Origin of the sequence: Stenotrophomonas sp. 59 (assembly GCF_030291095.1) — a bacterium.
GTDB classification, from domain to species: domain Bacteria; phylum Pseudomonadota; class Gammaproteobacteria; order Xanthomonadales; family Xanthomonadaceae; genus Stenotrophomonas; species Stenotrophomonas maltophilia_Q.
Genome location: NZ_CP127408.1, coordinates 1,462,074 through 1,483,814, shown reverse-complemented (window position 1 = coordinate 1,483,814; position 21,741 = coordinate 1,462,074). Strand labels below are relative to the sequence as shown.

Sequence of the window (21,741 nt, the reverse complement as noted above, 5' to 3'; positions counted from 1 at the left end):
CTTCAGGAATGCGAGGAATTGGAATGGGAGGCGATCGGTGCGAGGTCGGCGTCAGCGGGCTGGAAACCACCGCCAAGCGCCTTGCTCAGGCGCACCGAGGACTGCACCTGCTGCGACTGCAGCCCGGCCAGCTGCTGCTGCGACTGCAACAGCGTGGACTGCGCGGTCAGCACGTCCAGGTAGCTGCCGATGCCGGCGCGGTAGCGCTGCTGGGCCAGATCGAAGGCCGAACGCGCGGTGTCCACCGCCTGCTGCTGCGAGTGCGCCTGCTGCGCCAGCGAACGCACTGCGTTGACCTGATCGGCAACGTCGCGCAATGCGTCGAGTACGGCCTGGTTGTAGTTGGCCACCGCCAGGTCGTACTGCGCATCGGTGTTGGCCAGGTTGGCGCGCAGCTTGCCGCCCTCGAAGATCGGCAGGCTCAGCGCCGGGCCGATGTAGGCGAAGGTGGAGCTGCTCTTCAGCAGGTCGCCCACGTTCGGTGCGACCACGCCGGCCAGCGCGGTCAGGTTGAAGCTCGGGTAGAACTTGGTCCTGGCGACCTTGATCTGCTTGTCGGCCGCTTCCACGCGCCAGCGTGCGGCGACGATGTCGGGGCGACGGCCCAGCAGTTCGCTGGGCAGCACGCCCGGCAGCTGCAGCGCCATCGGATTCAACGGCTGCGGGCGCTGGATCGACAGGCCACGGTCCGGGCCCTTGCCGACCAGTGCCGCCAGTGCGGTGCGGGCGGCATCGATGCGCTGCTGCGCAGCCTGCACCTGCTGCTGCGCGGCCGGCACGCGGGCTTCGGCCTGGCGCACCTGCAGATCGCTGTCGATACCGGCGCTGCGGCGCTGGCGGGTCAGCTGCAGCGACTTCTGCGAACGGGCCAGCTCTTCCTCGGCCACGTCGTTGAGCTGCCACGCGTAGGCCAGGTCGGCATAGGCCTGGGTGATGCCAGTGGACAGGTTCAGGCGTGCAGCCTGGGCCTCGACGGTGGCCGCATGCGCGCCATCCACGGCGGCTTCCCAGGCGGCACGCTTGCCGCCCCACAGGTCCACGCCATAGCTGAAGTCGAAGGCGACCTGGCTGCTGCCGCCGTAGCGGCCGCCCATCTCGCTGCCGACCATCGACTCGGGCAGGCGCAGGCCGGTGTAGCCACCGGACACCGACAGGCTGGGCAGCTCATCGGCACGCGCAGTGCCAACCTGGGCCTGGGCCTGGCGCAGGCGCGCGTCGGCGGCATCCAGGCTCGGATGACCGGCAAGGCCTTCGGCAACCAGCGCGTCCAGCTGCGCGTCGCCCAGTGCCTTCCACCAGTCCTGCGCCGGGAAGCCGGTGGCGCTCAGGTCGGTGTCGGCCAGGGTGCGTTCGCTGTGCAGGCTGTCCACATCGAGCACGTGGCCCTGGGGGTTGAGGCCACGGCTGCTGGCGCAGGCGGCCAGGGCCAGGGCCAGCGCTGACACCAGCAGCGCGCGCCCGGACCGGCGGAGAGTGGAATGCGGGATCGGGTTCATGGGGTCGTCAGGGAATCGCGGATTCGGGTAAGGAGGGACAGCAGCAGCGTGCGCTCGTCGGTGGAAAGATCACGCAGCGCGTAATCCATCACCGCGTCGCCGCGCAGCTTCAGCCGCGCCCACAGCGCGCGGCCTTCATCGGTCAGCACGATCTGCAGCGCACGCCGGTCCTGTGCATGCGGTTCGCGGCGGACGCAGCCCAGTGCCTCGAGCTTGTCCAGCAGGCGGGTGACCGCGCTGGGTACCTGGTCGATGGCCTGGGCCAGTTCGTTGGCCGTGCACGGGGCCATGTGCGAGAGCACCTTCAACCCGATGTAGTGGGTGAAGCCGATACCCAGGTCTTCTTCAGCCATGGACGCGTCGAGTTGCCGGACCAGGCCGTCGCGCACCTGGCGCAGCAGCAGGCCAAAGCTGGGGGGAGTGGTTGCAGGACAGATCATGGGGGAGCATTCTCTTCCAAAAAAAATATTTCTCAATGGAAATATTCGATCTGGCATCGAATGCTGTGTTGCAGCAGTGGGCTGGATCAGTAACGGCGCACACCTTAATGGTCCGCTCAGCTGGCCCGGTAGTACAATTAAGCCAATGGATGACACATTTCAGCCAGCGGATATGATGAACAAGGCAGAAATCCCCCCTCCGAAACGCCTGCTGCGCGACGACGCACTGGACTGGTTCGAGCGCAACGACGGCCCGCCGGTGGTCGCCTTCCGCTTCGACAGCCCCCTCGGCCTGGTCCGGGAAGTGGACTGGCACCACCACCAGCGCGCCCAGCTGATCTGCGTCGAACGCGGCCTGCTGACCACCCGCACCTCGCACGGGACGTGGTCGCTGGCGCCGGGCTCGGCCGGCTGGATGTCGCCGCTGGAGCCGCATACGGTGACCCTGGACGGTCCGCTGCGTGGCTGGGGCATGGCGCTGGCCGCACCGGCCTGTGCCACCCTGCCCGCCGATCCCTGCGTGCTGGGCCTGTCCAAGCTGGCGCAGGCGCTGGCCGACCGCATCTGCGAATGGCCGCTGGGCTACGACACCACGCCCGAGCGCCAGCACATCATCGACGTGCTGCTGGACGAGATCCGTACCGCGCCGCGCCAGCGCATGCACCTGCCGATGCCGCATGACCGGCGCCTGCTGAAGATCGCCTCGCAGCTGCTGGCCGACCCGTCCGACGAGCGCAGCCTGGCCGAGTGGGCGCACTGGGCCGGCCTGTCGCCGCGCAGCCTGACCCGCCACTTCCGCGACGAGACCACGCTGAGCTTCGCCCAGTGGCGGCAGCAGGCCCGGCTGTCCGAAGCCCTGCGCCAGCTGACCGACGGCCGCAGCGTCGCCGACATCGCCCATGCACTGGGCTTCAGCAGCGCCAGCGCCTTCGTCACCGTGTTCCGCCGCCACTTCGGGCTGCCGCCGGGGCGCTACCTTGCGCGGGCCGGGCATGGCCTGGAAACCGGGCTGGACCCTGCGCGCGGCTTGGCATCCCCCGCCGCATCCGGATAATCACAGGATTGCGAGCGGCGACCGCCGTCGCCGCCTCCCGACAACAGGTAACAACGCCGCATGACCGAACTTGCCCGCCCCGTGTTCCACGGATTCGAACAACTGCCGCTGCGCGAGTACGCCGAACGCGCCTACCTCGACTACTCGATGTACGTGGTCCTGGACCGCGCCCTGCCGTTCATCGGCGACGGCCTGAAGCCGGTGCAGCGCCGCATCATCTATTCGATGAGCGAGCTGGGCCTGAATGCCGCGTCCAAGCCGAAGAAGTCCGCGCGCACCGTCGGTGACGTCATCGGTAAATACCATCCGCACGGTGACAGCGCGTGCTACGAGGCGCTGGTGCTGATGGCACAGCCGTTCTCGTACCGGTATCCGCTGATCGAAGGCCAGGGCAACTTCGGCTCCAGCGACGACCCGAAGTCGTTCGCCGCGATGCGTTACACCGAATCCAAGCTGACCCCGATCGCCGAAGTGCTGCTGGGCGAACTGGGCCAGGGCACCACCGACTGGGCACCGAACTTCGACGGCACCCTGCAGGAACCGACCTGGATGCCGGCGCGGCTGCCGCACCTGCTGCTGAACGGCACCACCGGCATCGCCGTGGGCATGGCCACCGACGTGCCGCCGCACAATCTCAACGAGATCGTCAGCGCGCTGCTGCACCTGCTGGACAACCCCGAGGCCACCGTGCGCGACCTGTGCGAGCACGTGCAGGGCCCGGACTACCCGTCCAGCGCCGAGATCATCACCGCGGCCAACGACCTGCGGAACATGTACGAGACCGGCAACGGCAGCGTGCGTGCACGTGCGACCTTCACCAAGGAGGCCAACAACATCGTGGTGACGGCGCTGCCGTTCCAGGTGTCGCCGTCGAAGGTGATCGAGCAGATTGCCGCGCAGATGCGCGCCAAGAAGCTGCCGTGGCTGGAAGACATCCGCGATGAGTCCGACCACGCCAACCCGGTGCGCGTGGTGCTGGTGCCGCGCTCCAACCGCGTCGACGCCGAGCAGCTGATGGGCCACCTGTTCGCCACCACGGACATGGAGCGCAGCTACCGCGTCAACCTCAACGTGATCGGGCTGGACGGCCGTCCGCAGGTGAAGAACCTGAAGATGCTGCTCAGCGAATGGCTGACCTTCCGCAGCAACACCGTCACCCGCCGCCTGCAGCACCGGCTGCAGAAGGTCGAGCGCCGCCTGCACCTGCTGGAAGGCCTGCTGGTCGCCTTCCTCAACCTGGACGAGGTGATCCACATCATCCGTACCGAGGACGAACCGAAGGCGGCGCTGATCGCGCGCTTCGGCCTGTCCGAGGAACAGGCCGAATACATTCTGGAAACCAAGCTGAAGCAGCTGGCCCGCCTGGAAGAGATGAAGATCCGCGGCGAGCAGGACGAGCTGGCCAAGGAGCGCGAGAAGATCCTCGGCATCCTCGACAGCAAGGCCAAGCTGAAGAAGCTGATCCGCGACGAACTGACCGCCGATGCCAAGAAGTTCGGCGACGCACGCCGCTCGCCGCTGGTGCAGCGCCAGGCGGCGCAGGCCATCGACGAGACCGAGCTGGTGCCGAGCGAGCCGATGACCGTGGTGCTGTCGGAGAAGGGTTGGATCCGCGCCGCCAAGGGCCACGACGTCGATGCGTCCGCCCTCTCCTACCGCGACGGTGATGCCCTGCAGGGCGCGGTGCGCGCGCGCAGCACCCAGCAGGTCGCGTTCCTCGACAGCGAGGGCCGCGCCTACTCGACGCCGGTGCACACCCTGCCTTCGGCGCGCGGCAACGGTGAACCGCTGACCGGCCGCTTCTCGCCGGCACCGGGCACCAGCTTCGTGACCCTGGCCAGTGCCGAGCCGGATGCCCGCTTCGTGCTGGCCTCCAGTCATGGCTATGGCTTCGTCACCCGCTTCGAGAACCTGATCGGTCGCAACAAGGCCGGCAAGGCGATGCTGAACCTGTCGTCCGGCTCGTCGGTGCTCACTCCGTCGGTGCTCGCCAACGTGGCCACCGACCGCATCGTGGCGGTGACCAGCTCGGGCAACCTGCTGGCGATCGCCGCCAACGACCTGCCGGAACTGGACAAGGGCAAGGGCAACAAGATCATCGAGATCCCGAAGGCCAAGCTCGCCACCGAGCGCGTGGTTGCCATCGTGGCGATCAGCCCGGGTCAGACCCTGCAGATACGCAGTGGCCAGCGCACGATGGGGCTGAAGTTCAACGAGCTCGACGCCTACCTCGGCGCACGCGCCACCCGCGGCCACCTGCTGCCGCGCGGCTGGCAGAAGGTCGAAGGGTTGTCGGTGGAATAAGGGCTGGGGCCCTGCCCCTGGTGGGTGTCAACCTTGGTTGACACGCCTTGCCGGGGATCAGACACGAAAAAGCCGGGGCAATCCCCGGCTTTTTCGTTGTCGGCTGGCGGGCGGTGGAGCAGCTGGCGGGCGAAGGCTGGCTGGCGGTGCTCCGGTGCTGGCGGGCGACAGAACGCTGTGCTGCTGGTAGAGCCGACTGTCAGTCGGCTGCTCTTTTGCTCCTGGTAGAGCCGACTGTTAGTCGGCTGCTCTTCTGCTCCTGGTAGAGCCGACTGTTAGTCGGCTGCTCTTCTGCTCCTGGTAGAGCCGACTGTTAGTCGGCTGCTTTTTTGCTCCTGGTAGAGCCGACTGTTAGTCGGCTGCTCTTTTGCTCCTGGTAGAGCCGACTGTTAGTCGGCTGCTTTACCGAAAAGCAGCCGACTAACAGTCGGCTCTACCGGGTCGGCTCTACCGGGTCGGCTCTACAGAGAGCCGCTGCCGGCTCAGTGCGCCGGGGCGCCGTTGCCGTCGATCTTGCTCAGCTGATACAGCTCCAGGCCGATGCGCTTGATCAGGCCCAGCTGCTGCTCCAGCCACCAGGCGTGGTCTTCCTCGGTGTCCTTCAGCTGCGCCAGCAGGATGTCGCGGCTCACGTAGTCGCCGTTCTCTTCGCACAGCTTCATGCCGGCGGCCAGATTGTTCCGAACGGCGTATTCAGTATCGAGATCCTTCTGCAGCATCTCTTCCACGGTCTTGCCGGGCTCGGTGGCATGCGGGCGCATGTCCGGGTCGCCGCCCAGGAACAGGATCCGGCGCAGCAGCGCATCGGCGTGCTGGGTTTCCTCTTCCATCTCGTGGTTCAGGCGTTCGTACAGCGCGAACAGGCCCTGGTCCTCGTAGCGGCGGGAATGGATGAAGTACTGGTCGCGGGCAGCGAGCTCGCCGCGCAGCAGTTCCTTCAGGCAGGCGATGACGTCCGGGTTGCCTTTCATGGGGGGCTCCTGTGAATCGATGTGGCATAGGGTGCCGCATTTCAAAATACGGTGATCTAATCGGAATCAGTCGCAGTTGCGCCTGCGGCTACAATCGGCCCACGAGTTCGGAAAGGACGTGCGATGCGACGTACATGGCGTTGGGTACTGGGCGTGTTGATCGCCATCGTCCTGGTCACCGCCCTGGTCCTGTGGCTGCTGTTGCGTGGCAGCCTGGCCGACCTGGACGGCGAGCATGCGCTGCCGGGGCTGGCCAAGCCGGTCACCATCGAGCGCGATGCGCTGGGCGTGGTCACCATCACCGCCGCCAGCCAGGCCGACGCCATGCGCGCATTGGGTCGCGTGCATGCGCAGGAACGTTATTTCGAAATGGACCTGATGCGCCGCAGCGCCGCCGGCGAGCTGTCGGCGCTGTTCGGGCCGAAGGCCATCGACGCCGACAAGCGCATGCGCGTGCATCGGCTGCGCGCGCGCACCGAGGCGAACATGCAGGCTGCGCTGGGCGACAACATCGAAGCCGTGAGCGCCTACGTCGGTGGAGTCAATGAGGGCCTGGCCGATCTCTCCGTGCGCCCGTGGGCCTACCTGCTGCTGCGGCAATCGCCACAACCGTGGCAGGCCAGCGACAGTGTGCTGGCCGGGCTGGCCATGTACGCCGACCTGCAGGACCCGGGCAACCAGACCGAGCTTGCACTGAGCCGCATCCGCGCAGTGGTGCCGCCCGCGCTGTACGCGCTGATCGCCCACGACGGCACCGAATGGGATGCACCGCTGTTCGGCGAACCGACCGGCAATGCCGCCCTGCCCGATGCCAGCCAGCTCGATCTGCGCACATTGAAGGGAAAACCGGGCACTGAGCAGGAAGAGGCCGACGTCATCGGCAGCAACAACTTCGCGGTGGCCGGTGCACTCACCGCTGACGGCCGCGCGATCGTCGCCGACGACATGCACCTGGGCCTGCGCGCGCCCGGCCTGTGGTTCCGTGTGCGCCTGCGCTACCCGGACCCGCAGGCTGCGGGCGGCCAGGTCGATGTCACCGGCTTCTCGCTGCCCGGCCTGCCGGCGGTGATCGTCGGCAGCAACGGGCACGTGGCCTGGGGCTTCACCAACAGTTACATCGATACCGCCGATTACCGCACTGAACCGGCCAACGCCGCAGTGACCGTGCATGAAGAACGCATCGCCGTGGCTGGCCAGGCCGACGTGCTGTTCCCGGTGCGCGAAACCGCCTGGGGCCCGATCCTGCATACCCATGCCGATGGCAGTGGCGATGCGCTGCGCTGGGTCGCCCACCTGCCCGGCGCGGTGCGCCTGGACTTCGGTGACCTGGCCCGTGCCGGTGATCTGGACGGTGCCCTGCAGTTCGCCGACCGCGCCGGGATTCCCGCGCAGAACCTGGTGGTCGGCGACCGCAGCGGACGCATCGCCTGGCGCCTGATCGGCGCCCGCCCGGACCGCGGTTCCGGCTGTGCGCCTGCGGGCTTCACGGCCGCCAACAACCAGGACTGCGCACCCTGGCCGATCCGCAGCGATGCCTCGCCGGCACTGATCGACCCACCCAACCACCGCCTGTGGACCGCCAACGGTCGCATCCTCGACGGCGAGGCGCTGGCTACCGTCGGCAACGGTGGCTATGACCTTGGCGCGCGCGCGCGGCAGATCCGTGACCTGCTCGCGATCCAGGAGCGCTTCGACGAGCATGACCTGCTGGCGATCCAGCTCGATGACCGCGCGGTGTTCCTGCAGCGCTGGTGGGCACTGCTGCACGACGTCATCGAACGCAGTGACGATCCCGCGCTGAAGCGATTGAAGGCGGTCAGCCATCAGTGGGGCGGGCGCGCTTCAGCCGACTCGGTCAGTTACCGGGTGGTGCGCGAGTTCCGCACGCAGGTGATGGAGACGCTGTCCGATGCGCTGCTGGCACCGGCCAATGCGCAGCTGGGTGAGGACTACCTCGATCCGCGCCTGGCGCAGCTGGAAGGCGTGGCCTGGCCGATGCTGCAGCAGCGCCCGGCCAACCTGCTGCCGCCAGCGTTCGGCAGCTGGGATGCACTGCTGATCGATGCAGCACGTCGCACGGAAGCCGAGCTCTCCAGGCAAGGCCCACTGGCCAAGCGCACGTGGGGGGAACGTAATACCGCGGCGATCTGCCATCCGATCGCACGCGCGCTGCCGGAGTTCGCCAAGCGCTGGCTGTGCATGCCGGCCGACCGCCTGCCCGGCGACCGCGATATGCCGCGGGTGCAGACGCCGAACTTCGGTGCTTCCGAGCGCATGGTGGTATCGCCCGGCCACGAGGCCGACGGCATCGTGCACATGCCCGGCGGCCAGAGCGGGCATCCCCTGTCTCCGTACTGGGGCGCCGGCCACGAAGACTGGGTACATGGCCGCCCGACCCCGTTCCTGCCCGGCAAGGCGCAGCACACCATGACGCTGGTGCCAGCGCGGTAGTGCCGGCCGCTGGCCGGCAACCTCGGAAGACCCGGGGTCAGATCCCTTTTCCAAGGGAAAAGGGATCTGACCCCATCACCGACGGTAGCGCCGCTCGATCAGGTTCAACAGCGGCCCGGTCATCGCCGTGGTCACCAGCGCCATGATCACCAGCACCGCAAACAGGCGGTCGCCTAGCAGGCCCAGCTCGTAGCCCAGGTTGAGCACGATCAGCTCCATCAGGCCGCGGGTATTCATCAGCGCGCCCAACCGCCATGCCTCACGCGTGGGCATGCCGGCACTGCGCGCAGCACTGAAGGTGCCCAGCAGCTTGCCGGCCGTTGCCACCACGATCACCACCGCGCACAGCACGATATCGCTGGCCTGCAATGCGTCGGCGCGCATGCGCAGACCGGTCATGGCGAAGAACAGCGGCAGCAGCAGCGTCACTGCGAACGGTTCGACGCGGGCCATCAGCAGCTCGCGCAGCTGCACGTTGGACGACACCGCCACGCCCGCAGCAAAGGCACCGAACAGCGCATGGATGCCGAGCATCTCGGTGACCAGCGCACTGGCCAGCGACAGCAGCAGGATGCCGAGCAGCCAGCGCCCCTCGCGGCCCGGCGCGATCTGCTGGCGGGCGAACCAAGGCTTCACCAGCCCCAGCATCAACGCCACGAACGCAACCACGCACAGCAGGTTGAGGCTGGCCGGCAGCCAGCCACTGGCCTGGGCCGCGGCAACGATAAGCGCCAGCAGGCACCACGCGGTGGCGTCGCCCAAGGCGGCGCAGGCGATGGCGGTCTGGCCCAGCGATGTCTGGGTGATGCCACGGTCGGCGAGGATGCGCAGCAGCACCGGGAACGCGGTGATGCTCATCGAGATGCCGACGAACAGCGCGAACGCGGTGAAGCCCACCCCTTCGGGGCCGTGCTGCGGGTACAGCCAGATCGCCAGCGCGATGCCGAGCACGAACGGCAGCGCGATGCCGGCATGGCTGACCGTGAACGCAAAACGTCGTCGCCCGCGCAGCGCAGCCAGATCCAGCTCGGCACCGGCCACCAGCAGGAACATCAGCACGCCCAGCTGGCTGAGCATGCCCAGCGGCCCCAGCGAACTGGCCGGGAACAGCGCCCCATGCAGCTGCGGCAGCACGCTGCCCAGCACCAGTGGGCCCATCATCAGGCCGGCCGCCATCTCGCCGATCACCGCCGGCTGGCCCAGCCGCTTCAGCAGTGCGCCCGCCCCCTTGGCCACCAGCAACAGCACCAGCAACTGCAGCAGGAACAGGCCCAGCGGCGAGGCCAGATGCTGCGCCCAGCCACCCTCGGCCACAGCCGTAGCGCGGGCAACCGCAGCGGGTTCAGCAGGGCCAGCGAAGCGTGCCAGCAGTACACCGGCCAGCAAGGGCAGCGCGGCCCACGCCAGATAGCGCCATCCCCACTTCATCGGCGGCCGTTGGCTGCCGCGCGGTACGTCCATGAACATTCCCCAATGTGCAGGGCGCCGATGATACGTCGCAAAAAGGGGACGGAGGGGATTAAGTCCTCCTTGTGCTCGCCGGGCGTGGCCCGGCGCTACCATCGCTCGGTAACGCCGGGCCATGCCTGGCGGAAGCATTACGCCAGGGCTTGTTCGTGCACGCCGGCGATCGCGCGTCCGGAAGGGTCGGCCGCCGCCGCGAAGCTGGCATCCCAGGCGATCGCCGCCGGCGACGAACAGGCAATCGATTTGCCGCCCGGCACGGTCTCGGCCGCCGCGCGGCTCGGGAAGAACTGCTCGAACAGGTGGCGGTAGTAGTACGCCTCCTTGGTCTGCGGCGGGTTGTGCGGGAAGCGCTTGTCGGCGGCCGCCAGCACACGATCGCTCACCTGCGCTTCGGCATGCGCCTTCAGCCCGTCGATCCAGCCGTAGCCGACGCCATCGCTGAACTGCTCCTTCTGCCGCCACAGGATGCTGTCCGGCAGGTAACCATCGAACGCCTCGCGCAGCACCGCCTTCTCGATGCGACGGCCGCCGAACCCGGCACCGACCATCTTGTGTGCGGCATCGAAGCGCATCGCCACGTCGAGGAATTCACGATCCAGGAACGGCACGCGCGGCTCCACGCCCCAGGCCATCATCGATTTGTTGGCACGCAGGCAATCGTAGTTGTGCAGGGCGTCGAGCTTGCGCACCAGTTCGTCGTGGAATTCGCGGGCATCCGGCGCCTTGTGGAAGTACAGGTAACCACCGAAGATCTCGTCGCTGCCTTCGCCGGACAGCACCATCTTCACGCCCATCGCCTTGATCCGCCGCGCCAGCAGGAACATCGGCGTCGACGCGCGGATGGTGGTGACGTCGTAGGTTTCGATGTGGCGGATCACTTCCGGCAGCACGTCCAGGCCTTCTTCGAAGGTGTATTCGAACCCGTGGTGCACAGTACCCAGCGCTTCGGCAGCAACCGCGGCAGCGGCCAGATCGGGCGATCCCTTCAGCCCGATCGCGAACGAGTGCAGGCGCGGCCACCAGGCTTCGGTCTGCCCGCCGTCCTCGATGCGACGGCGCGCGTAGCGTGCGGCCACGGCGGCCACCAGCGATGAATCCAGGCCACCTGACAGCAGTACGCCGTAGGGCACGTCGCTCATCAGCTGGCGCTCCACGGCGTGCTCGAAGGCCTGCCGCAGTTCGGCGAGGTCGGCCTGGCGGCCCTGCACATCCGCATACTCACGCCACGGCTGCTGGTAGTAGCGCACCAGCTCGCCGCTGGCGCTGTCGAAATAGTGGCCCGGCGGGAACTGCGCGACATCGGCGCAGGAATCGACCAGCGCCTTCATCTCCGAAGCCACGCGCAGGCGCCCCTGCGCATCGTGGCCCCAGTACAGCGGCACCACGCCGATCGGGTCGCGTGCCACCAGCACGCGGCCGCTGTCACGGTCCCACAGCGCGAAGGCGAAGATGCCGTTGAGCTGTTCCAGCCACTGCGCTGGCGATCCGCCCTGGCGGTACAGCGCGTTGATCACTTCGCAGTCCGAGCCGGTCTGGAAGTCGTAGGCGGTGGTCAGCGCGGCCTTCAGTTGCTGGTGGTTGTAGATTTCGCCGTTCACCGCCAGCGCCAGCTGGCCGTCGGCAGACAGCAGCGGTTGCGAGCCGCCGGCAGGATCGACGATGGCCAGCCGCTCGTGGACCAGCAATGCGCCTTCGTCCAGGTACACGCCGCTCCAGTCCGGGCCGCGGTGGCGCTGGCGCTGCGACAGTTCCAGCGCGTGCCGGCGCAGGGCGGGAAGATCGTCACCGGCCTGCAGGCCGAAGATTCCGAAGATCGAACACATGGCGGAGCTCCTGTTGGGGGATTTCACGAGGGGAAGGTGTTCGACCGGCCATCCAGGCCCGGGAAGGCTGCGCCCGGGCACAAAAAAACCCGCATCGGCCGATGCGGGTTTTCTGGTGTCCGGGCGTGTGTTGCTGTCTATCTACCCAGGGCGCAGTCCCGCATCGGCCGCGCACGATTATTCGCGCGCAGATTATTGCGGTTGTTGTTATTGACGGCGGTGGCCAGGCGGATCGACATGGGATCGACCGTACCCCGGTTTCCGGCGCGGCGCAACAGTTGCGTTGGCAACCACACGTGAAGCGCATAATGGCGCGCCCCGCAATGTGTAATGGAAATGCAACACCGCACTGGATGCACCGCCGTACTGGCCGCCCTGCTCTGCCTGGGCCTGGCTGCCTGCCATACCCTGCCCCCGCCCTCCAGGCTGCCACCAGCACAGCAGCAGGCCCTGGAACAACGCGGCAGCGACGGCAGCTTTGACGGCGCCTGGGATACCGCGGAGACCTTCGAGCGCTTCAACGACCCGCGCGCGGTCACCTACTACGAGCGTGCCGCTGCGGTCACGCCCTGGACCTTCCACAACACCAAGGCGGAAGAAGCACTGGGCCGGATCTGGACCTCCGGCACGCTGCGGCATGCCGACAGCCCCCGCATCGATCCTGCACCGGTGCTGCGCGCTTCGTGGCGACGCGGCGAGCGCGCCTACCTGGCTGCGGCCAACCACGGCAATCCCTACGCGTTCCACGACTTGGCTGCAGCCTATCGCCAGCAGGGCGACGCACAGCAGGCACTGCGCTGGGACCTGCGCGCGATGATCTATCACCGCTATCCAAGCCGTTCCTCGCGACTGCCGGATGCAGTGGCCGCGCAGGCCGGCACCGTGCACCCGCTGGTCGCCCACCTGCAGCGTCGCGCGGCGCGTGGCGATGCCGAGGCGCAGGTGGATCTGGGCGCGCTGCTGGAACGCGGCGTGGGCGTGCCGAGCGATCCGGCGCGTGCGTTGCAGCTGTACCAGCGTGCCGGGGAACAGGGCAATGTGTTCGGCCAGTACTTTGCCGGGCTGCTGCTGGGCCGGAGTGCGCCGGGCGTGGAGAAGGACACCGAGGCGGCGGCACGCTGGTTCGCGAAGGCCGAAGCGCAGCGCTTCTACATGGCGGCGCCCGGCTACTGGAAAAAAGCGGTCGAGCCGCCGTTCTTCCTTTTTTCGGAATAGTAGAGCCGGGCCGTGCTCGGCTGCTTCTGCCGGTAGACATCAGCCGAGCATGGCTCGGCTCTACAGGGATGCAGCCCCGGGCGGGGGGCGTGCCGACCAACGGTCGGCACCCACCATTCCCACCCCACCGTCCTTACACCAGCAGCCGTTCCACCAGCCGCTGGTACAGCCCGGGCAGTGCTTCCAGTTCGTCCACGCGCACGTTCTCGTCCACCTGGTGGATGCTGGCGTTGACCGGTCCTACTTCGATGCACTGCGCACCCAAGGGCGCGATGAAGCGCGCATCGGAGGTACCGCCGCCGGTACTTTCTTCCGGCGCGCGGCCGATGTGCTCGGCCAGCACCGCCCGTGCCGCGGCGCGCAGCGTGCCTTCCGGGGTGTAGAACGGCTCGCCGCTGCGGTGCCACTTCAGCGTGTACTGCAGGCCATGCCGGTCCAGCAGTGCGGCGATCTCTGCTTCCAGCTTCGGCGCGTCCCAATGCGGGTTGTAGCGGAGGTTGAAATCCACTTCGAGCTCGCCGGGAATCACGTTGTTGGCACCGGTGCCGGCGTGGATGTTGGAAATCTGCAGGCTGGTCGGCGGGAAGCTCTCGTAGCCGTCGTCCCAGCGCCGCGCACTCAGTTCGGCCAGTGCCGGCGCCGCCTGGTGGATCGGATTGCGCGCTTTCTCCGGGTACGCCACATGCCCCTGCACGCCCTGCACGCGCAGCTTGGCGGACAGGCTGCCGCGGCGGCCCACGCGCAGCAGGTCGCCCAGCGTCGCGGTCGATGACGGCTCACCGGTGATGCACCAGTCGATGCGCTGCCCGCGTGCGGCGAACAGGCGTGCAACGTGGCGCACGCCATCGATGGCATCGCCCTCCTCGTCGCTGGTCAGCAGTACCGCCAGCGTGCCGGGATGATCGGGATGCGCGGCGACGAACTGCTCGGCGGCGACCACGAACGCAGCCACGCTGCCTTTCATGTCGGCGGCACCGCGCCCGTACAGCACGCCATCGCGGATCTGTGGGGTGAACGGGTCGCTGGTCCAGGCTTCGCGCGGGCCGGTTGGCACCACGTCAGTGTGGCCCAGCAGGACCAGCACCGGAGCGCCCTGGCCATGGGTCGCCCACAGATTGTCGACGTCGCCCAGGCGCAGGTGGTCACAGTGGAATCCAGCCTGCTTCAGCCGCGCCGCCAGCAGCGCCTGGCAACCCGCATCGTCCGGCGTCACCGAAGGCCGTGCGATCAGCTCGCAGGCCAGGTCGAGGACGGCACTCATGCGTCGCCCAGGCCGAAGCGGGCCTTGAAGCCGTTGTCACTGAAACCCTGGCTGGCCTTGCCATCGGCGGTGACCACCAGCGGGCGCTTGATCAGCTGCGGGTACTCGCGCAGCAGCAGCTTCCACTCGGCCTCGGAATCGGCGGCCTTGCGGTTGTCCGGCAGCTGCCGCCAGGTGGTGGAGGACTTGTTGACCATCGCGGCCAGCCCCCCCAGCTGCGCGGCCCATTCCAACAGCATTTCCGGGCTGGGTTTGTTCTCGCGGTAATCGACGAAGGTGTACGGCACGCCGAAGCGGTCCAGCCACTTGGTCGCCTTCTTGCAGGTATCGCAGTTCTTCAAACCGTAGACAGTGGTGCTCATGGCCATCTGTGATGCTGGAAAACAGGGGTCCAGAATCTCACAACAGGCGCTCGGACACGACCCGGAACGGCACTCTCGGCAAGCGGAAGGCCAGGCCCGATTCAAGCGCTACGCCCATCGCCTGCAGGCGCGGGCAGTGCAGCTCGCCTTCCAGGTGCAGCGGCTGCAGGCTGCCGATGTCCACCGGCAGCGCGATACGGGTGCTGGCCCAGTACCGATCGCAGGTGCGGGCGATGGCTTCGTCCTGGCAGGTCAGGAAGCGCAGCAGGGCCTGATGGCCACCGAACGCCGCCGACCATGCGTCGTGCCGCCAGCCATCGGCGGCCTGCCACTGCAGTCCCAACGCGGGTGCACTGCCCTGCCCGCCTTCAATCAGCGTGCGGCCACGACCCGCGGCATCCAGCACATGTTCGAAGCGGGTGGAAAGATGGGGCTGCATGGCATCACTGAACGCGCGCGCCCCGGCGACGAAGGCCAGCTGGTCCATCACGTTGCGGTCAAACAGCACCACCGGCGTGCCTTCCGGATCGTCATCGCTGCGCAGGTACCAGCGCCAGTTGCTCTGCCGCGGCGACGGCATCAGCGCGCGCAGCGGCCCGGCCAGTGCGGGCCCGAAGTGCCCGTGACGGTAGCTGAGGATGGTGTACGGCGTGCGCCCGGCATGCACCACGTAGTGATGGCCCGGTGGCGGCAACGGTGCATGGCGCACGTCGACCCACCAGCTCGCGTAGACCACGTCGCGCACATCGCTGGCCAGCGCCGGCATCGGCCAACGCCGTGACAGCGCGCGACGCAGCCGGCTCCAGCGGGATGCATGCAGCAGGCGCGGCAGCATCCGTCCGAACGCGGTGTCGGACGGATGCCGGTAGATCGCGGACTGCGCCAGGTCTTCCGGCGCAGTCACCTTCAGTCGGCCAGGCCGCGCAGCAGGTCGTTGACGCTGGTCTTGCTGCGGGTCCTGGCATCGACCTGCTTGACGATCACCGCGCAGTACAGCGAGTGGGTGCCGTCCTTGCTCGGCAGCGAACCGGACACCACCACGCTGTACGGCGGGATGTAGCCGTAGCTGATCTCGCCGGTGGCGCGGTTGTAGATGCGGGTGCTCTGGCTGAGGAACACGCCCATGCCGATCACGCTGTGGTGGCCGACCACCACGCCTTCCACCACTTCCGAACGCGCACCGATGAAGCAGTGGTCTTCAATGATGGTCGGGCTGGCCTGCAGCGGTTCCAGCACGCCGCCGATACCGGCACCGCCGGACAGGTGGCAGTGCTGGCCGATCTGGGCGCAGGAGCCCACGGTGGCCCAGGTATCGACCATGGTGCCTTCACCGACATAGGCGCCGATGTTGGTGAAGCTCGGCATCAGCACCACGTCCTTGCCGAAGTACGTACCGCGGCGGGCAATGGCGCCCGGCACCACGCGCACGCCACCACGACGGAACTTCGCTTCGTCATAGCCGGCAAAACGCGATTCGACCTTGTCCCAGAACGGCGCCGGGCGCGCATCGACCACGGCCATGTCATTGACGCGGAAGTACAGCAGCACCGCCTTCTTCAACCACTCGTTGACCTTCCAGCCACCATGGCCGTCCGGTTCGGCAACGCGGAATTCGCCGCTTTCCAGGCCATCGATCACACGGTTGACCAGCGGCCTGGTCGAGCCTTCCAGTTCGTGCAGGGTCAGCGTGGCGCGGCGTTCGAAGGCACTTTCGATGCCGAACTTCAGTTCTTCCACGCCCGGCGTGGCCGGCTTGCGCAGCGACTTGCGGGCGATGGTTTCGGCGCGTGCGGCTTCTGCACTCTTGGCCGGGGCCTTCTTCGGTGCCGCCACCTTCTTCGCCGGCGCCTTCACCGCTGCGGCTTTCTTCGGCGCGGCAGCCTTCTTCGCGGCCGGCACGGCGGCAGTTTTTTTGGCCGCTGCGCTCTTGGCGGTGGCAGCAGTCTTCTTAACAGGCTTGGTGGCCATCAGGCGGGGTCTCCGGCGTTTCGATCAGGGTCCAGGCAGGCCAGCATCGCGTCATGCAGCTGCTGCCGGGCAGGTTCAGTCAGGGGGAGGTCGTGTTCGTCACTGATCACGAAGGTGTCTTCGGCGCGTTCGCCGAACGTGGCAATGCGCGCATCATGCACGCGCAGGCCCTGGTTGCGCAGCACGAACGCCACGTCGGCCAGCAGGCCGGGGCGGTCGGGTGCGACCAGGGCAAAACGGGTTGCGCCCGGTTCATCGCGGAACTCGATGCGCGGGGCAAAGCGGAAATGGCGCAGCTGGCGCGGCACCACCCGACGCGACGGGCGCAGTCGCGACAGGTCACCACTGAGTGCCTCGCGCAGCGCGGCCTCCAGATTGGCGCTGCTGCCATCGGCGAAGCTGTCGGCCGGGTTCACTTCGAAGGTATCGAAAATGGTGTCGGCCGGACCATCCAGCACGCGCGCGCGATGGATGCCGTAGCCCTTGCGGTCCAGGGTCATCACGATGGCGGCGAACAGGCCGTCGCGGTCCGGCGAATGCACGAACACTTCCAATGCCGGGTCGTCGACGCTGATGCGGCGCGCCTTCACCAGCGCCTGGCCCTGTTTCACCGGTACCAGCGCGGCGGCCTGCCAGGCCAGCTGCTCCGGGCGCAGGCGGATGAAGCCTTCGTCGGGCATCACGGCGAACTGGCGGTCGATGGTGGCATCGTCGTAGCCCTGCTCGCGCACCAGCGCACGCACGCTGTCACGCGCCTCGGCCACGCGCTCGGCGGCAGGCACCGGGTGCTCAAGGCCTTCACGCAGCGCGCGCCGGGTCGCGAAATACAGGTCGGCCAGCAGGCGGTCCTTCCACGCGTTCCACAGCTTCGGGCTGGTGCCGGCGATATCGGCACAGGTCAGCAGGTACAGATAGTCGAGGCGGTCGCGGCTGCCGACCAGGGTCGCAAAGCGATGGATCACCACCGGGTCGGCGATGTCCTGCTTCTGCGCGGTCACCGACATGCGCAGATGCTGTTCGACCAGCCAGGCCACCAGTTCGGTGTCGGAGATGCTCAGGGCATGCGCCTGGCAGAACGCGCGCGCATCGACCGCGCCCAGTTCGGAGTGGTCGCCACCGCGCCCCTTGGCAATGTCATGGAACAGGCCGGCCAGCAGCAACAGCTCCGGCTTGCGCAGGCGCGGCCACACCTCATGTGCGATCGAGAAGCGCTCGTCGGCACGGCTGCTGGCGAACTGGCCGATGTTGCGCAGGACCATCAGCGTGTGCTGGTCCACCGTATAGACATGGAACAGGTCGAACTGCATGCGCCCGCTGACCTGGGCGAATGCCGGAATCCACTGGCCGAGCACGCCCAGCCGCGCCATGCGCGAAAGCGTATCGACCGGGCGCTGGCCACGCAGCAGGGCCAGGAACTGCTCGCGCGCATCGGAGTCGGCCTGGTCGTAGGCCGGCAGCAGCGGCAGCGATTCGGCCAGCGCGCGCGCGGTCAGCGAATGCAGGCCGCGCACCTGCGGATTGTTGGCCCAGCTGGAGAACAGCGCGAACACCTGGCCGATATCGCCACGCGGCCAATCGGCATCATTGGCCGCCAGGTAGCCGCGTCGCAGGGAAAAACCCACGGTCAGCGGTTCCGGCTGCGCCTCGCCATCGAACTGTTCCTCGAAGCGCTGCAGCAGGCGGTCGCTGATCCGGCGTACCACCAGCGCGGCGCGGTAGAAGCCCTGCATCATCTTTTCGACACCGAGATTCTCGGCATCGTCTTCGAAGCCCAGGCGCGCGGCCAGGGTCTTCTGGTAATCGAAGCGCAGGCGCTCTTCCGGGCGGCGTGCCACCAGGTGCAGGCCGAACCGCAACCGCGCCAGCACCGCACGCTCGCGCTTCAGCGCGGCCGCTTCGTCGGCACCCAGGTGGCCCAGGCCGACCAGCGCTTCCAGGTCGCGCACGCCGAAGGCGCGCAGCGCCATCCAGCCCAGCGTGTTGAGATCGCGCAGGCCGCCGGGGCCATCCTTGAGATCCGGTTCCAGGTTGTCGGCGGTGTCGCCGAAACGCTGGTGGCGGTTGCGCAGCTCTTCCAGCTTGGCCAGGAAGAAGGCACGTGCAGGCCACAGCTCACGGTCGTCGATAGCCTCGCGCAGCGCACGGCGGGCAGTGTCCTCGGCCAGGATCGGACGCGCTTCGATCAGTGCGGTCAACACGGTCTGGTCGGCAGCAGCCTCGCGGCACTGCGCGGCACTGCGCACCGCATGGCTGACCGCCAGCCCGCAATCCCACAGCAGCGCGAACAGGCGCGCCAGTGCGGATTCGTGTGCCAGCTGTGCCGGCGGGTCGCCGAACACCAGCAGGTCGATGTCCGAGCGCGGGAACAGTTCACCGCGCCCATACCCCCCCACTGCGAACAGCGACAGGCCGCTGTCGGCCGGCAGGCAGCGCTGCCAGGCCAGGCGGATCAGATGATCGGCGGCACGCGCGCGCAGCGCCAGCAGGCGCTCGATGTTGTCGCCCTGGTCGAAGCGGCGGTACAGGCGCGCGTCGGCCTGCTGCAGCGCCTGGCGCGCAGCAGCAGCCCAGTCCGGGTCGTTGAGCGACGCGGCCGGCGTGTCCAGCAGCGAACTCGCCGGCAGCATCCTCAGGAGACCTGCGACTCGCCCGGCGACAGCGTCAGCACGTCGACGCCGGTCTCGGTGACCGCGATCATGTGCTCCCACTGCGCCGACAGCTTGCGGTCCTTGGTCACCACGGTCCAGCCATCCGGCAGCACCTTGTTGTAGCGGGTGCCCTCGTTGATCATCGGCTCGATGGTGAAGGTCATGCCCGGCTGCAGCACCAGGCCCTGGCCCGGGCGGCCGTAATGCACCACCTGCGGCTCGTCGTGGTAGACCTTGCCGATGCCGTGGCCGCAGTACTCGCGCACCACGCTGAAACGCTCGCCTTCGGCGTAGCTCTGGATGGCATGGCCGATGTCGCCCAGGGTTGCGCCCGGACGCACCGCACGGATGCCGCGCCACATCGCTTCGTACGTGGTTTCCACCAGGCGGCGGGCCATCACCGACGGCGTGCCGACGAAGTACATGCGGCTGGTGTCGCCGTGCCAGCCGTCCTTGATGACGGTAACGTCGATATTGATGATGTCGCCATCCTTGAGCACCTTCCCTTCGCTGGGAATGCCGTGGCAGATGACGTTGTTGACCGAGGTGCACACGGTCTTCGGGAAGCCGCGGTAGCCGACGTTGGCCGGAATCGCGCCCTGCACGTTCACGATGTGGTCGTGGCAGATGCGGTCCAGCTCCTCGGTGGTGACACCGGGCTTGACGTGGGGGGTGACGATGTCGAGCACTTCGCTGGCCAGGCGGCCGGCGATGCGCATCATCTCGATTTCCTGCGGGGTTTTCAGATTCACGCTCATGGCGCCCATTATCGCCGATCCGGCTGCAATCTGAACGAACGCCACCCAACTGGCGATCCGGGGCATGCACGGTTCCGGCAAGGAAAGTGAAAGCGTGACGACCTCCACCCTTTCGCACGCCTATTTATCACGGATTACAGACACTTACCCGCACAAGCTGGCCGCGACCGTCGTCAAAGCGGCCCTGAACGCGCCGCCTTCGCCTTGTTCAACAGACCTTCGGGTCAGGGAGGTTGTCCATGCGATCCACGCTCCGCTCACCGCTCGCCTGGGCCCTGACCGGACTGTTGCTGGCCGGCCCCGCACTGGCGGCCGATACCACGACCTTCAACGTCACCCTGGTGGTCACCAAGGCCTGCACGATCACGGCCGCGGCCGCCACCAACGTTGATTTCGGCACGGCGGCCTCGACCACGGCGACCCCCACCCTGGGCCAGGGCACGGTGACCGCCCAGTGCTCGGCCCTGACCCCGTACACGATTTCGCTGAACGCGGGCGCCAACGCCAGCACCGCCAACGACGTCACCACCCGCCGGATGAAGAACACCAATGCCGCGGTGACCGCCAACAACTTCGTCGGCTACCAGCTGTACCAGGACGCCGCGCATACCCTGGTCTGGGGCGCCACCTCAGGCACCAACACCCAGGCCGGCATTGGCACCGGCCTGGCCGTGCCCTACATCGTCTACGGCCAGATCCTGAACCTGAGCACCAACAACCCGGCCACCGGTAACTACCTGGATACGGTTACCGCCACGATCACCTATTGATGGAGCACGCCCGCATGGCCGGACCCCGCCCGTGGCGCGCCACCGGCGTGGCGCTGCTCGCCCTTTGCCTGCTGGCCACCGCCCCTGCCGGTGCCACCAGCCTGCAGGTCGCCCCCACCAGCCTCCAGCTTGAGGCCCGCCAGCGCGCCGGCGAACTGTGGCTGACCAACAGTGGTACCTCGCCGGTCAGGCTGCAGGTGCGGGTCTTCCGCTGGGTACAGCAGGATGGGCAGGAACAACTGCTGCCCACCGATGAACTGCTGGCCACCCCTCCGATGCAGGAACTGGGCGCTGGCCAGCAGCAGCTGGTACGGGTGATGCGCCCGAACCACGAACCGCCTGCGTCACAGCAGTACTACCGGCTGATCGTCGACGAAGTGCCTGACCTGGCGACCCGTGCCAACGGCATGCAGTTCGTGCTGCGCTATTCGATTCCGGTGTTCGTGCAACCCTCGGGCGGCAAGCTGGCGCCGCGCCTGCAGGCCAGCCTGGTCCGGCTGGAGGACGGACGCAATGGCGTGGAGGTAGCCAACACCGGCAACGCCTATGCACAGATCGCCGACCTGGCGCTGGGCAGCGCCCAGCGTCCGCGCATCGTGCACCCCGGCCTGCTGGGGTATGTACTGCCCGGGCAGGTGATGCGCTGGCCGATCGAGCGCACGGCCATCGACCGCGACAACGACCAGATCACGGCCAAGCTCAATGGCGAGTCGGAACAGACGCCGCTGTCGCCACCACCGGCTCGCTGAGGCG

17 protein-coding genes are annotated in these 21,741 nt (G+C 67.8%); 6 read left to right on the top strand and 11 right to left on the bottom strand.

The window, feature by feature from the left end; all coding sequences use genetic code 11:
* Window positions 1–2 precede the first annotated feature (2 nt).
* Both emrC and emrR read right to left on the bottom strand, forming a co-directional pair.
* Window positions 3–1,496, bottom strand: a complete 1,494-nt coding sequence (gene emrC, locus QP552_RS06750; RefSeq protein WP_111112571.1) for a multidrug efflux transporter outer membrane subunit EmrC — start codon at window positions 1,494–1,496, stop codon at window positions 3–5.
* Window positions 1,493–1,936 carry a multidrug efflux system transcriptional regulator EmrR gene (gene emrR, locus QP552_RS06745; RefSeq protein WP_049429561.1) on the bottom strand — a complete coding sequence of 148 codons (444 nt, stop codon included), beginning with the start codon at window positions 1,934–1,936 and terminating at the stop codon, window positions 1,493–1,495. The genes emrC and emrR overlap by 4 nt, the downstream gene beginning before the upstream one ends.
* 172 nt (window positions 1,937–2,108) lie before the next feature.
* Here emrR and QP552_RS06740 point away from each other — a divergent pair, with 172 nt between their 5' ends.
* Window positions 2,109–2,990: a helix-turn-helix transcriptional regulator gene (locus QP552_RS06740; protein ID WP_286075388.1), complete on the top strand. Its 882-nt coding sequence runs from the start codon at window positions 2,109–2,111 to the stop codon at window positions 2,988–2,990.
* Between the two features lie 60 nt (window positions 2,991–3,050).
* Window positions 3,051–5,294: a DNA topoisomerase IV subunit A gene (parC, locus tag QP552_RS06735; RefSeq protein ID WP_286075386.1), complete on the top strand. Its 2,244-nt coding sequence runs from the start codon at window positions 3,051–3,053 to the stop codon at window positions 5,292–5,294.
* A gap of 482 nt (window positions 5,295–5,776) precedes the next feature.
* On the opposite strand, the gene bfr is transcribed toward parC, so the two are convergent.
* Window positions 5,777–6,265 carry a bacterioferritin gene (gene bfr / locus QP552_RS06730; protein WP_010486279.1) on the bottom strand — a complete coding sequence of 163 codons (489 nt, stop codon included), beginning with the start codon at window positions 6,263–6,265 and terminating at the stop codon, window positions 5,777–5,779.
* Window positions 6,266–6,388: 123 nt separating this feature from the next.
* Here bfr and QP552_RS06725 point away from each other — a divergent pair, with 123 nt between their 5' ends.
* Window positions 6,389–8,716 carry a penicillin acylase family protein gene (locus tag QP552_RS06725; RefSeq protein WP_286075385.1) on the top strand — a complete coding sequence of 776 codons (2,328 nt, stop codon included), beginning with the start codon at window positions 6,389–6,391 and terminating at the stop codon, window positions 8,714–8,716.
* 75 nt (window positions 8,717–8,791) lie between these two features.
* On the opposite strand, the gene QP552_RS06720 is transcribed toward QP552_RS06725, so the two are convergent.
* Window positions 8,792–10,183 carry a cation:proton antiporter gene (locus QP552_RS06720; protein ID WP_286075384.1) on the bottom strand — a complete coding sequence of 464 codons (1,392 nt, stop codon included), beginning with the start codon at window positions 10,181–10,183 and terminating at the stop codon, window positions 8,792–8,794.
* Between the two features lie 131 nt (window positions 10,184–10,314).
* The gene (gene asnB, locus QP552_RS06715; RefSeq protein WP_111111610.1) at window positions 10,315–12,006 is read right to left on the bottom strand and encodes an asparagine synthase B; all 1,692 of its coding nucleotides are present in this window, start codon (window positions 12,004–12,006) and stop codon (window positions 10,315–10,317) included.
* Between the two features lie 330 nt (window positions 12,007–12,336).
* Here asnB and QP552_RS06710 point away from each other — a divergent pair, with 330 nt between their 5' ends.
* Window positions 12,337–13,221, top strand: coding sequence for a tetratricopeptide repeat protein (locus QP552_RS06710; RefSeq protein ID WP_286075383.1), 885 nt, complete (start codon window positions 12,337–12,339; stop codon window positions 13,219–13,221).
* 133 nt (window positions 13,222–13,354) lie between these two features.
* On the opposite strand, the gene dapE is transcribed toward QP552_RS06710, so the two are convergent.
* Genes dapE through map form a run of 6 tightly spaced genes read right to left on the bottom strand, consistent with a single transcriptional unit; the run spans window position 13,355 to window position 20,227 of the window.
* Window positions 13,355–14,482 carry a succinyl-diaminopimelate desuccinylase gene (dapE, locus tag QP552_RS06705; RefSeq protein ID WP_106550892.1) on the bottom strand — a complete coding sequence of 376 codons (1,128 nt, stop codon included), beginning with the start codon at window positions 14,480–14,482 and terminating at the stop codon, window positions 13,355–13,357.
* The gene (locus tag QP552_RS06700) at window positions 14,479–14,850 is read right to left on the bottom strand and encodes an arsenate reductase (RefSeq protein ID WP_180849163.1); all 372 of its coding nucleotides are present in this window, start codon (window positions 14,848–14,850) and stop codon (window positions 14,479–14,481) included. Before QP552_RS06700 ends, dapE begins: the two co-directional genes overlap by 4 nt.
* Before the next feature lie 31 nt (window positions 14,851–14,881).
* Window positions 14,882–15,748: a hypothetical protein gene (locus QP552_RS06695; protein ID WP_286075382.1), complete on the bottom strand. Its 867-nt coding sequence runs from the start codon at window positions 15,746–15,748 to the stop codon at window positions 14,882–14,884.
* A gap of 2 nt (window positions 15,749–15,750) precedes the next feature.
* Window positions 15,751–16,812: a 2,3,4,5-tetrahydropyridine-2,6-dicarboxylate N-succinyltransferase gene (dapD, locus tag QP552_RS06690; RefSeq protein ID WP_286075381.1), complete on the bottom strand. Its 1,062-nt coding sequence runs from the start codon at window positions 16,810–16,812 to the stop codon at window positions 15,751–15,753.
* Entirely contained in the window at window positions 16,812–19,439 is a 2,628-nt protein-coding gene (locus QP552_RS06685; RefSeq protein ID WP_286075379.1) for a [protein-PII] uridylyltransferase, read from the bottom strand. The genes dapD and QP552_RS06685 overlap by 1 nt, the downstream gene beginning before the upstream one ends.
* Before the next feature lie 2 nt (window positions 19,440–19,441).
* Window positions 19,442–20,227 carry a type I methionyl aminopeptidase gene (map, locus tag QP552_RS06680; RefSeq protein ID WP_005412748.1) on the bottom strand — a complete coding sequence of 262 codons (786 nt, stop codon included), beginning with the start codon at window positions 20,225–20,227 and terminating at the stop codon, window positions 19,442–19,444.
* 230 nt (window positions 20,228–20,457) lie between these two features.
* Between map and QP552_RS06675 the strand changes: the two genes are divergently transcribed.
* Window positions 20,458–20,988, top strand: a complete 531-nt coding sequence (locus QP552_RS06675) for a spore coat U domain-containing protein (RefSeq protein ID WP_099551070.1) — start codon at window positions 20,458–20,460, stop codon at window positions 20,986–20,988.
* Window positions 20,988–21,737 carry a molecular chaperone gene (locus QP552_RS06670; protein ID WP_286075378.1) on the top strand — a complete coding sequence of 250 codons (750 nt, stop codon included), beginning with the start codon at window positions 20,988–20,990 and terminating at the stop codon, window positions 21,735–21,737. Before QP552_RS06675 ends, QP552_RS06670 begins: the two co-directional genes overlap by 1 nt.
* Window positions 21,738–21,741: the final 4 nt, after the last annotated feature.